Annotated in this window: 10 protein-coding genes and 1 pseudogene; 6 read left to right on the forward strand and 5 right to left on the reverse strand. The window is 61.6% G+C overall.

Features of this window, described 5'->3' with window-relative positions:
- Positions 1-58 precede the first annotated feature (58 nt).
- Genes CAF65_RS23320 through CAF65_RS23335 form a run of 4 tightly spaced genes read left to right on the forward strand, consistent with a single transcriptional unit; the run spans position 59 to position 2,344 of the window.
- Positions 59-361, forward strand: a complete 303-nt coding sequence (locus CAF65_RS23320; RefSeq protein WP_007971343.1) for a MazG-like family protein — start codon at positions 59-61, stop codon at positions 359-361.
- Positions 361-1,110: a methyltransferase domain-containing protein gene (locus CAF65_RS23325; RefSeq protein ID WP_085718388.1), complete on the forward strand. Its 750-nt coding sequence runs from the start codon at positions 361-363 to the stop codon at positions 1,108-1,110. Before CAF65_RS23320 ends, CAF65_RS23325 begins: the two co-directional genes overlap by 1 nt.
- A 12-nt stretch (positions 1,111-1,122) precedes the next feature.
- Positions 1,123-1,725 (forward strand): DUF4136 domain-containing protein, encoded by a 603-nt coding sequence (locus CAF65_RS23330; RefSeq protein ID WP_085718389.1) that lies wholly within the window; start codon positions 1,123-1,125, stop codon positions 1,723-1,725.
- Between the two features lie 55 nt (positions 1,726-1,780).
- The gene (locus tag CAF65_RS23335; protein WP_085718390.1) at positions 1,781-2,344 is read left to right on the forward strand and encodes a DUF4136 domain-containing protein; all 564 of its coding nucleotides are present in this window, start codon (positions 1,781-1,783) and stop codon (positions 2,342-2,344) included.
- 111 nt (positions 2,345-2,455) lie between these two features.
- Here the strand turns inward: CAF65_RS23335 and CAF65_RS23340 are convergent, their stop codons facing one another.
- From CAF65_RS23340 to CAF65_RS23350, 3 genes are all read right to left on the reverse strand, one after another.
- Positions 2,456-4,276: an ATP-binding protein gene (locus tag CAF65_RS23340; RefSeq protein ID WP_085718391.1), complete on the reverse strand. Its 1,821-nt coding sequence runs from the start codon at positions 4,274-4,276 to the stop codon at positions 2,456-2,458.
- A gap of 344 nt (positions 4,277-4,620) precedes the next feature.
- The gene (locus CAF65_RS23345; RefSeq protein WP_085718392.1) at positions 4,621-5,475 is read right to left on the reverse strand and encodes a MaoC/PaaZ C-terminal domain-containing protein; all 855 of its coding nucleotides are present in this window, start codon (positions 5,473-5,475) and stop codon (positions 4,621-4,623) included.
- 2 nt (positions 5,476-5,477) lie between these two features.
- Positions 5,478-6,830 (reverse strand): 3-oxoacyl-ACP reductase, encoded by a 1,353-nt coding sequence (locus CAF65_RS23350; protein ID WP_085718393.1) that lies wholly within the window; start codon positions 6,828-6,830, stop codon positions 5,478-5,480.
- A 214-nt stretch (positions 6,831-7,044) separates the two neighbouring features.
- Between CAF65_RS23350 and CAF65_RS23355 the strand changes: the two genes are divergently transcribed.
- Positions 7,045-8,322, forward strand: a complete 1,278-nt coding sequence (locus tag CAF65_RS23355; RefSeq protein WP_085718394.1) for an acetyl-CoA C-acetyltransferase — start codon at positions 7,045-7,047, stop codon at positions 8,320-8,322.
- A 58-nt stretch (positions 8,323-8,380) separates the two neighbouring features.
- Here the strand turns inward: CAF65_RS23355 and CAF65_RS29120 are convergent, their stop codons facing one another.
- Together CAF65_RS29120 and CAF65_RS29125 are read right to left on the reverse strand one after the other, a co-directional pair.
- Positions 8,381-9,148: a methyl-accepting chemotaxis protein gene (locus CAF65_RS29120; protein WP_371919026.1), complete on the reverse strand. Its 768-nt coding sequence runs from the start codon at positions 9,146-9,148 to the stop codon at positions 8,381-8,383.
- Between the two features lie 90 nt (positions 9,149-9,238).
- Positions 9,239-10,429: pseudogene (locus CAF65_RS29125) on the reverse strand (cache domain-containing protein); the annotation flags it as partial.
- A 343-nt stretch (positions 10,430-10,772) separates the two neighbouring features.
- On the opposite strand from CAF65_RS29125, the gene CAF65_RS23365 reads away from it, so the two are divergent.
- Complete coding sequence (locus tag CAF65_RS23365) at positions 10,773-11,666, forward strand: PA4780 family RIO1-like protein kinase (RefSeq protein ID WP_085718396.1); 894 nt, start codon at positions 10,773-10,775, stop codon at positions 11,664-11,666.
- The last annotated feature ends 175 nt before the right edge of the window (positions 11,667-11,841 follow it).

The raw sequence follows: 11,841 nt of genomic DNA on the forward strand, positions 1-11,841 counted from the left end.
GTTGTCACTTGCCATCCTCGGTCATCCCCCCGAAGCTATACGTCTTCAGGAGAGCCCGATGAACCTTGTTGAACTGACCGAACGCCTGCATGCCATCCGTGACCGCAATGACTGGCGGCAATTTCACAGCCCGAAAAACCTCGCCATGGCCGCGAGTGTGGAAATGTCCGAGCTGGTGGAAATTTTCCAGTGGCTGACCGAAGACCAGTCACGCCAGTTGCCGGCGGACAAACTCGCCCACGCCGGGCAGGAGGTCGGTGACATCGTGCTTTATCTGTTGCTGTTGTGCAGTGAGCTGGGTCTGGACATGGAGGCCGTGGTGCGCAGCAAACTGGCGGATAGCGAACGGAGGTTCAGCTGATGAGCGACCGTCATTTCGATCAACTGGCAACCCGTTTCGCCGAAAAAATCTATGGCGGTGCCAAAGGCGCGATCCGTCTGGCGGTGTTGCAGGCCGATCTGGCCGAAACCTTGCCCGACCGGCCGCTGCGCGTTCTGGACATCGGCGCCGGCCTGGGCCACATGTCGTTGTGGCTGGCCCAGCGTGGCCATCAGGTGACCCTCGCCGAGCCTGCCGAACCGATGCTCGAAGGGGCCCGCCAACGCTTTGCCGAAGCCGGGCAGAGCGCGACATTCATTCAGGCTCCCTGGCAGGAACTGCTCGGGCAGCTCACCGAACCCTATGACCTGGTGCTGTGTCACGCCGTGCTGGAGTGGTTGGCCGAACCCCACGCCATCCTGCCGGTGCTGCATCAGCTGACCAAGGCGGACGGCTGGCTGTCCCTGGCGTTTTACAACCGCGATGCACTGATTTATCGCAACTTGCTCAAGGGGCATTTCCGCAAGATGCGCAAGAACGTCATGGCCGGCGAAAAGCAGAGCCTGACCCCGCAGCAACCCCTCGATCCACGCGAGCTGGCGGCGCAACTTGAAGGCCTGTGGCGGGTCGAATCAGAGAGCGGAGTGCGGGTTTTTCACGATTACATGCCGGTGGAATTCCAGGCCCGCGCCGAGCTGGTGGACTTGCTGGAAATGGAACTGGCCCACCGTCGCCATCCGAGCTTTGCCGGGCTTGGGCGTTACTTGCACTGGATCTGTCGGCCTGTCTGATCGGAGCACGAAATGAAAAGTCATTCAGGTGTGCTGATGTTCTGCCTGGGGCTGGCCGCCTGTCAGGGCAGCAACCCCTATGTCGCCACGTCCAAGCCTTTGCCACCGGCACCGCCCCAGGCTGCCAACACCTTTGACCGCAGCGCTTACCCGGCAGCACCGCGTGACTATGGACGCTACCGCAGTTGGGCCTGGCTCAACGGGCACCTGCCACCGGGCACTGCCTGGGCCGACTCGGCGCAGGTCGCCGAAGCGGTCAGCGATGCGCTGGATCAACGCGGCTTGCGCCCGTTGCACGACAATCGCCCGGCCGACCTGTTTGTCAGCGCCGACCTGCGCCTGGAAACCCGCTTGCGCCAGGTCCGGGACGACTACGGTTACTACGGCGGTTACGGCGGCTACGGGCCGGGATACGGCATGTACGGTAGTGTGCCGATTGTGCGCACCTATTCGGAACAGGTCGTGGTAGTTCAAGTGGATATGTTTGACGCCAGGAGCGGCCAGCCGGTATGGAGCTCGAGCGCTGAAACCGGCAACCGGGGCAGCGAAAGCGAGCGGGTCGACGCGATACGGAAGGCTGTGGAAAAGGCAATGTCGGCGTATCCTCCTAGTTAGCTTCTTGTAGATAAGAAGCATTTCACAGGATCATGCCTTCAACCGGAGAATCACCATGTTCCGCCGTTTTGTTTTACTGGCAGTGGCCGCGCTGCTCAGTGCCTGCGCTGCCAACCAGGTCAATCATGACTTCGACGCCAGCCGCGATTTTGCTGCCTATCGCAGCTGGACCTGGAAAGAACCCGCCCTGCAATACCGTCCCGATGATCCACGAATCAAGAGCGACCTGACCGAGCAGCGCATCCGTCAGGCGGTTGCCGATCAACTGGATCAGCGTGGTTTGCGCCCGGCCGCCTCAGGCGCCAAGGGCGATTTGAATGTGCAGACCTACTTGATTGTCGAAGAGCGGCAACAACAGGTGACCACCAATTACGGCGGCGGCTGGGGCTACCCATGGCATGGCTACTACGGCGCCCCCATGTATAACGAAACCCGCAATGTCAGCTACAAGGTAGCGACCATCCAGATCGACATGCTCGATGGCAAGGACGGCAAACTGGTGTGGCGCGGCAGTGACGAACAGTTACTCAGCCGCACGCCGAACCCGACGGATCGTCGCGATGCCATCTGGGAAACGGTCACGCGGATCTTGGCTAACTACCCACCGCACGCCTCCTAGAATCAGTCAGCCCCCTCGACCCCTGTGCACCCACAGGGGTTTTTTTATGCTCGACACTGGCGAGCCTGGGGGTCGACCTGAACAAAGCCGAGGTGGGGCCAACCTCGGTTGTCACTCGGGGCGCCCGTCACTGCTGATCTGATCCGGCAGCACAATTGGCAGTTCGATGCAAAAACGCGCACCTTCGGTGGAGTTACTGACACTCAGTTTACCGCCCATGTTTTCGACGATGCCGTAGCTCACCGAGAGCCCCAGACCGGTGCCGACGCCCACCGGTCTGGTGGTGAAGAACGGCTCGAAAGTCCGCTCCAGCAAACGCGGGTCGATACCGCCGCCGTTGTCTTCGACCCACAGGCGTACCGAGCGTGTATCCCGTTCGGCGTACAGCGAAATCCATGGATTGAACCCGGGCTGGGTTTCGCGTTTGCCGAGCAACGCGTCCCGGGCGTTGACCGTCAGGTTGATCAGCACCTGTTCAAGCAGATTGACGTGGCCGCGCACCTGCACTTCAAAACCGGTCTCGATGATGCGCAGGTCGATGCCTTTGCCGCGCATGCCCTCGGACAACAGCGACCGCGCGCCTTCGATGGCCAGGGCCGGGTTGAACTGTTGCTGCTCGATTTCCGAGCGGCGGCCGAACACCCGCATGTGATCCACCACCCGCGCGGCGCTCTGTTCCTGGCTCTTGATGTCGCTGATGTCGAGCATGAATCCCACCAGCCGACGTTTTTTCCCCACGCCCAGGGACTGGCCTTGCAGGCGATACCAGATTGGTTCGGGTGCACCGTCGGGGTGATACAGGCGTACGCACAACAGCAGCGGCATACCCGACACCTGCAAGTCTTGCAGACGGATGCGCAGCTCTTCGCGGTCGGCGGGATACACCTTGTCGAGCAAGTCCTGCACGGATAAACGTGTCGCTCCAAGGTTCAGGGTCGTGGCCAGCGAAGGTGCCAATTGCAACTCGTCGCTGTCGCTGAAAACTTCCCACCAGCCTGTGCCCAGCAACGCTTGCAGCGATTCCAGTCGTTCCAGTTGCAGATGATGTCGGTGCTCGCGCAGGCGTTCGAGCAAGGGGCTGGCGAGTGCAGCGGTGATTTGCAGCCAGTCGCGCTCAGTGACATCGGGGGCCCGTTGGTGCGCTGTATATAAACCGCACAGCAACCAGGCAACCACCCCTTGCGCATCGTGGTAGGGCACGGCGAAGCCATCGGTATTGCCGAAGGTTTCTTGCAGGCGCGGGTGTTCGCGCAGGGTCAGGTGCTGCGGCGTCGAGCCGCTCAAACTGTCCAGCCCAGTGCCCAAGCGTTGGCCGTTTTGCCACAGTTGCGGTGCATCGAGGGCTGCGTAGTGTTGGTGAATCTGCCAACCCTGTGCCTGCTCATCGAGCAAGGCCAGGGCAATACAGGGAATCTGAAAGCGTTGGGCCAGGTTTTGCAGTTGTTCGCCCAGCATTTCGGGCAGGCGCGTCAGGCTGCACAGGCGCAACTGCTCGGTGATTTGCATCGCCAGCACCTGGCATTGTTCGCGGTTGCGCGATTGCCGGCGCTCAAGCAGCAAGTCGCCGATGTCGAGCATCTGCAGCAGCCAGGCATCGGCCAAGGGTTGCACCCAGCCGCGCAAATGCAGTGGCGGACCATTGAGGCTGTAGAAGTCCAGGTCCAGGGTTTGTCCCTGCCAGTCCGCCGGTACACCTTCGATGACGAGGCTACTGTGGGGCAACAGAAAGTCGAGCAGGTGTGGTGCCTGCGTGCCGGGACTTTGCTGAGTCAACAGGTGCCGCAGCGGACCGCTCAGTTGAACGATGCGCCCCTCGGCATCGAGCTGCATCTGCAAACCGAAACTGTGCACCCGCAGTGTCTCTTGCGGCTCCGGCGGTGGGGGCGGATGGCGGTTGAGCAGGCGCCCGAAGAGTTTGTCGCCGGCACTCAAAATTGCAGGCTCGCACTGGCCGCGAGGGTCGCCGGCAGGTTCAGGAACGGGATGGCGGCGCCTTTTTGATTGTGGGGGAGGCTGGCTTTCATGAGTGTGTCTACCCTGACCAACACATGTGTCATGTCAGCATAGAATCATTCAGCCAAAACGGATGTTTTTTACCGAATGCAGAGCTTTGTCCTACTGATCTGGCTGGCGCTGTGCGCCGCACACGATGCCCGGCAATGGCACATCGGTATGACTCACCCACATAGGTAAAAGTCTTTAACTGGCCGGCCTGATTGTCTGGGTGTAATCATTACCTGTGTGAGTAAACTCCCTCGCCACAGACATTGGCCTTGTCAGGCCACTGGCCGCCAATGCCCGACCATATGCTCCAGGTCCCCGGCGCCCATCAGTTGAAAGTCCCCGCTCGCCCCCGGTGCACTGGCCAGCAATGTCACCTCGCTGGGCAGCCGTACCGGCTTCTTGAACCGCACCGCGATCTCGACATTCGCTGCAGGCAGATGCACGGCCAGCGCAGCCAGCGTGCGCGCCTTGTTCCACAGGCCATGGGCGATGGCGGTCGGGAAACCGAAGAGTCGGGCACTGGCTGCGCTCAGGTGGATCGGGTTGTAGTCGCCGGACACTTTGGCGTATTGCCGGCCGATGTCCGACGGCGCTTTCCAGTGGTCGACTTCGGTCAAGGCCAGGCTGCTTGCCAGTTGCTCCTCGGGCGGTTCGCCCACAAGTTTGACGCCGCGACAGAGCATTCGGCTTTGCGCTTCCCACAACGGCCCCAACTGATCGTCGAGGGTGGTCAGCAAATCGAACGTCGCGCCTTTGGCGTGGGGTTGCAGGTTCTGCACCTGTACGCTGACGCGCACCCGGCTCACCCCGCCCATGGGACGCAGCGCACGAATGCGATTGCTCAGGTGAATCAGGCCAAGCAGCGGGAACGGGAAGTCCCTGGCCGTGAGCAATTGCATCTGCAAGGCAAACCCGAGGATGTGCGGGTAGGTCGGTGGCAGCAGGCCGTTGTCGGCGAAACCACAGACCTTGCGATAGGCCGCCAGATGCCTGGGATCGACATCGACCCAGCAACGCAAACCTGAGTCGGACAAGGTGGTGCCGGTGATTTTTCGCCGGGTCGCGGCGCGGGCGTACAACCCCGGCAGGCTGGGTTCGCGATCGAGTGTGTGCCAGTCAGTGATCATCCTTAAGCCCCCAGAACGCTTTGTCCACACACGCGCAACGCTTGCCCGGTGAACGCGCCGGTGCCCGGTTGTACCAGCCAGGCCACGGCCTCGGCGACGTCTTGCGGCAGACCGCCCTGGCCGAGGGCGCTCATGCGGCGGCCGGCTTCGCGCAGGCCGAAGGGAATGTGCGCGGTCATTTGCGTTTCAATGAAACCCGGCGCCACGGCATTGATGCTGATACCGCGCTTCTGGAGCAGCGGCGCCCAGGCTTGCGCCAAGCCGATGAGCCCGGCCTTGCTCGCGGCGTAATTGGTTTGTCCGCGATTGCCGGCGATGCCGCTTATGGACGCCAGCAGAACCACCCGGCCGTTGTCATGCAGGGTGCCGCTGTCGAGCAGGGCCTTGGTCAGTACTTGCGGCGCATTGAGGTTGACCGCCAGCACGGCGTCCCAGTATTCCGGGGTCATGTTGGCCAGGGTTTTATCCCGGGTGATACCGGCGTTGTGCACCACGATGTCGAGGCCGTCGGGCAACTGTTCGATCAACTGCGCGGCAGCGTCTTCAGTGCAGATGTCGAGGGTGATGCTGCGCCCGCCGAGGCGCGCGGCGAGGGCGTCGAGATCGGTCCTGGCCGGTGGCACGTCGAGCAGGATGATGTCGGCACCATCACGGGCCAGGGTTTCCGCGATGGCGGCACCAATGCCTCGCGCTGCGCCGGTAACCAGTGCCTTGCGCCCGGCGAGCGGGCGTGTCCAGTCGCTGACGGGTGTCGAGCACGGATTCAAGCGAATGACCTGCCCGGACACGAAGGCGCTTTTCGGGGAGAGGAAAAACCGCAGCGGGCCTTCCAGTTGTGACTCGGCACCTTCGCCGACATGGATCAATTGCAAGGTGCCACCGCTGCGCAACTCCTTGGCCAGCGAACGGCTGAAACCTTCCAGGGCACGCTGTGCACTGGCGGCGAACGGGTCGCTCAGAGATTGCGGATCGCGCCCGAGAATCACCAGGTGCGCACAGTGATCGAGGTTTTTCATCAGCGGCTGGAAAAACTCGCGCAGTTGCTTGAGCTGATCGGTGTGCAGCAGATCACTGGCATCGAACACCACGGCCTTGAGTTTCGGTCCGTGGCCGGGAATCCAGGCCGTGGCCCTTGAAGGCTCGGTGCCGTAGCTGTAGATCGCGTCGGTCAAGCGGTTGGCGAAGGTGCTGACGTGTTTCGCCAACGGCCCGCCGCCGATCAGCAGTGCACCTTCTACAGGTCGCAGTCGGCCTGCTTGCCAGCGCTCCAGTCGGGTCGGTGCCGGCAGCCCCAGGGCGCCGACCAGGCGATGGCCGATGGACGAATTGGCGAAGTCGATATAGCGGTCAGACATGGAACACGCTCCGGCAGCTGGGGTTGAAAGTGTGGACCACGAATGGCGATCAGTCGTTCGATCCACGAGATACGGCCTACGCTAGTGTAGGAGCGAGCCTGCTCGCGATGGCGATAAGTCAGTCGACATCAATGTAGCTGACAGGCCGCCATCGCGAGCAGGCTCGCTCCTACAGGGGGCGGTTTTCGTTTTGAATCACTCACCAGGAGTTCTTATGACCCAGCTGCGCCGCGTCGCGATCATCGGCGGTAACCGGATTCCCTTCGCCCGCTCCAACGGCCCCTACGCCACGGCCAGCAACCAGATGATGCTCACCGCTGCCCTCGAAGGCCTGATCGAACGTTACAACCTGCACGGCCAGTGCATCGGCGAAGTGGTTGCCGGGGCCGTGCTCAAGTTGTCGCGTGACATGAACCTGACGCGTGAATGTGTACTGGGTTCGCGACTGTCGCCTGCCACCCCGGCCTATGACATCCAGCAGGCGTGCGGTACCGGGCTGGAAGCGGCGTTGCTGGTGGCGAACAAGATTGCCCTGGGCCAGATCGATTGCGGCATTGCCGGTGGTGTGGACACCACCTCGGATGCGCCGATCAGTGTCAGCGAGGGGTTGCGCAAAATCCTCCTGCAAGCCAATCGCGCGAAAACCACCGGCGACAAACTGAAAACATTCCTGCAATTGCGTCCCCAGCATCTGATCCCCGAATTCCCGCGCAACGGCGAGCCGCGCACCGGGTTGTCAATGGGCCAGCATTGCGAGCTGATGGCCCAGACCTGGAACATCCCTCGCCAAGCACAGGATCAACTGGCGCTTGAGAGCCACCAGAAACTGGCCGCGTCCTACGCCGAAGGCTGGCACAACGACCTGATGACACCGTTCCTGGGACTCACCCGCGACAACAACCTGCGCCCTGACTCCACGCTGGAAAAGCTCGCCGCCCTCAAACCGGCGTATGAGAAAAGCGCCATGGGCACCCTGACCGCAGGCAATTCCACACCGCTGACCGATGGCGCGTCACTGGTGCTGCTGGGCAGCGAGGAATGGGCCAAGGCACGCGGGTTACCGATTCTTGCCTACTGGCGTGACGGTGAGGCGGCGGCGGTGGATTTCGTCAATGGCGCGGAAGGGTTATTGATGGCGCCGGTCTATGCCGTACCGCGCTTGCTCGCGCGCAATGGCCTGACCTTGCAGGACTTCGACTACTACGAAATCCACGAAGCCTTCGCCGCGCAAGTGCTGTGCACATTGAAGGCCTGGGAAGATCCGCAGTATTGCCAAACCCGTCTTGGGCTCGATGCGGCGCTGGGCTCGATCGACCGCAGCAAGCTCAACGTCAAGGGCAGTTCACTGGCGGCGGGGCACCCGTTTGCCGCCACCGGTGGGCGCATCGTCGCCAACCTGGCGAAGTTGCTGGATGCGGCGGGCAAGGGACGGGGACTGATTTCGATTTGCGCGGCGGGCGGGCAGGGTGTGACTGCCATTATCGAGCGCTGAACACAAAAAACTGTGGGAGCAAGCTCGCTCCCACAGGGGGTAGTGGTGATTTTGCGAATCAGGTACGGAACCGGCGCACCAATACGTCCAGCTCATTCGACAATCCGGCCAGGCTCTGGGAGTCCAGGCGTGCCGAGTTGGCCAGTTCCGCCACCAGTTGCGCATCGCCATGGATCTGGCTGATGTGCCGGTTGATGTCTTCGGCCACTTGATGCTGTTGTTCCGCCGCCGTGGCGATCTGAGTGTTCATGTCGCGGATCACGTCCACCGACTCGCGAATCTGCCCGAAGCTGTTACGTGCTTCACCGATGCGCGTCACCGATTGCTGGGACACTTCCAGGCTGGCGTGCATCTGTTGGGTCACCTGGCTAGTGCGTTTGGCCAGGTTGCCCAGCAGGCCGTCGATTTCCGCCGTGGAGTCGGCCGTGCGCTTGGCCAGGGCCCGCACTTCGTCGGCCACCACGGCAAAACCGCGACCTTGTTCACCGGCACGGGCCGCTTCGATCGCGGCGTTCAGCGCCAGCAGGTTGGTCTGCTCGGCGATCGAACGGATGGTCCCCAGGATCGACTGAATGTCGTTGCTGTCGCGCTCCAGCTGTTGCATCGACTGGGCCGACTGTTCGATTTCCTGGCTCAGGCGATCAACGCTGTTCACCGCCGCATCAATCTGCTGCTGACCTTCACGCGCCTGGCGCTGGCCACTGTCGGCGGATTCGGCCGCCTGACTGCAAGAGCGTGCGACTTCGTTGGCGGTGGCGACCATTTCGTGGAACGCCGTGGACACCATGTCCACTGCTTCACGCTGGCGTCCGGCGGCTTCGGCCATGTCGCTGGAGACCTGGGTCGAGCTCTTGGAGGTATCGAGGATCTTGCCCGCCGCACCGCCGATATTCTGGATCAGGTTGCGAATCGCCGTCAGGAACTGGTTGAACCAGTTGGCCAGTTGCGCGGTTTCGTCGCTGCCACGGATTTGCAAGTTCTGGGTCAGGTCGCCTTCGCCCTGGGCGATGCCTTCCAGGCCACTGGCCACGCTGCGGATCGGGCGCACGATGAGGCTGGCAAAACTGGCGCCGACGATGGCGAAGATGACGGCCAGTACGGCAGCGATGATGGCGATCAACCAGGTCAACTGGGTGGCGGAGCTCATCACGTCGTTCTGTTTGATCAGGCCGATGAAGGTCCAGCCCAGTTGCTCCGACGGCCAGACGTTGGCCATGTAGCGCTCGCCGTTCAACTCCACTTCCACCAGGCCCTTGCCAGCCTTGGCCAGTTGCGCATAGCCGTCGCCAAGGCTGTTCAGCGGTTTGAAGTTGTGTTCCGGTTGTTTCGGGTCCACCAGGACCGTGCCGGTGTTTTCCAGCAGCATCAGGTAGCCGGTTTCACCGAGCTTGATCTGTTTGACGATTTCGGTGAGCTGCTTGAGCGTCACGTCGATGCTGACCACGCCGCCGTTGGTGCCCAACTTGTTGTCGATGGTGCGCACGGTGCTGACATAGGTCGCATCGTCCTGGGCCCAGTAATAGGCCTCGGTGCGGAACGGCTTGCCCGGTTTGGCCTGGGCCGCTTTGTACCAGGGACGCTGGCGCGGGTCGTAGTTGCTCAGCTTCGGATCATCCGGCCACGACACGTAGCCGCCTGCTGCCGTGCCGAGAATGGCGTAGGCGTAGGCCGGGTGGCTGTTGCCCAGATCCTGGAGCAGAGTGAAGACTTTCTTGTCCATCTCGCCCTGGGGAATGCTCTCGGCGTTGGCGCCCATGTAAGTCTTGAGGCTGTCGTCGGAGTTTCGGATCAGCGGTTGCCTGGCCAGGTAATCGACGTTCTGGCTGATGCCGTCAAAGAACAATTGCATGGCGTTGCTGACCTGACGAATCTCGCGGGCACTGCCGTCGACGAATTCGTCCCTGGCATCACTGCGCAGGTTCAGCACAACGAGGGTGGCGACCAGTACCACGGGCAGGCAGGCGATGATTGCAAACGCCCAGGTCAACTTCTGTTTGATGTTCATCCGCGCTCCAGATTTTCTTGTAGGCCCACGCAGTGCAGATGACTCGCGGTTTATTGGCAGCCGTAAACGTTCTTGGTCAACCCGGATCCTTGAGTGCGGCATCGCTTTTTTGAGGTGGCGATTGTCGGACAAATCACTTTGTCACTAAGGACTTCGGCTGTTGTCGGAGGAAATTGAGGCCCGTCGGGAAAAATCCTATGGAAGGTACGAACTGTGGTGTCTGCTTCTGTCGCAATTGCCCTCAATGCCCTTGCACAACAAGTGACGCAGGCTCGGCTATGATCTGGAGCGACCCGTGGCGGTCGTCGGTTTTACCCGATGAGTTCGGCACATTGTGTGCTTCTGCAATGTTCATAAGTCGGCAACCCCTCCCCCCGGTGAGTGGATTGCCGTATAACGAATGACTTTCGCGTGTTTGGTAATAAAGGACCCACAATAAAAGCTGATGAAGACTCCAAAACGCATTGAACCCCTGATCGAGGACGGTCTGGTCGACGAGGTGCTGCGCCCACTCATGAGTGGTAAAGAAGCAGCTGTTTATGTGGTGCGCTGCGGCAACGAGTTACGTTGCGCGAAGGTCTACAAGGAGGCGAACAAACGCAGTTTCCGTCAGGCGGCCGAGTACCAGGAAGGCCGCAAGGTGCGCAATAGCCGTCAGGCCCGTGCGATGGCCAAGGGCTCCAAGTATGGCCGCAAGGAAGCCGAAGACGCCTGGCAGAACGCCGAAGTGGCGGCGCTGTTCCGTCTGGCCAATGCCGGTGTGCGGGTGCCCAAGCCGTTCGACTTCCTCGAAGGCGTACTGCTCATGGAGCTGGTGGCCGACGAGCACGGTGATGCCGCGCCGCGTCTGAACGATGTGGTGTTGGAGCCGGACCAGGCCCGCGAGTATCACGCGTATCTGATTTCCCAAATCGTGCTGATGCTGTGTACTGGTCTGGTGCACGGCGACCTGTCCGAGTTCAACGTGCTGCTGACGCCGACCGGTCCGGTGATCATCGACCTGCCACAAGCGGTGGATGCAGCGGGCAACAACCACGCATTCAGCATGCTGGAGCGGGATGTGGGCAACATGGCGTCCTACTTCGGGCGGTTCGCGCCGGAGTTGAAGAAGACCCGATACGCCAAGGAGATGTGGGCCTTGTACGAGGCCGGTACCTTGCACCCGGCCAGTGTCCTGACCGGCGAGTTCGTCGATACGCAAGAGCTGGCCGACGTGGGGGGCATCATGCGCGAAATCGAGGCTGCACGCCTGGACGAAGAGCGCAAGCAGGCGGCCCGCGCGGCGGACGATGCGCCACCGGGCAAGGCCGAAGAACCGCCTCCACCGTGGATGCAGTGATCGGCTAAAGAAAACCCGGCTTTGGCCGGGTTTTTTGTGGATTACAGATTCAATGTGACACACACAATACCTGTGGGAGCGAGCTTGCTCCGGGCGGCGATCCGACGATGACGTCGGCACATCCAACATTGATGTGTCAGATACACCGCTATCGCGAGCAAGCTCGCTCCCACAG

It is taken from the genome of Pseudomonas sp. B28(2017) (genome assembly GCF_002113025.1).
Taxonomy (GTDB): domain Bacteria; phylum Pseudomonadota; class Gammaproteobacteria; order Pseudomonadales; family Pseudomonadaceae; genus Aquipseudomonas.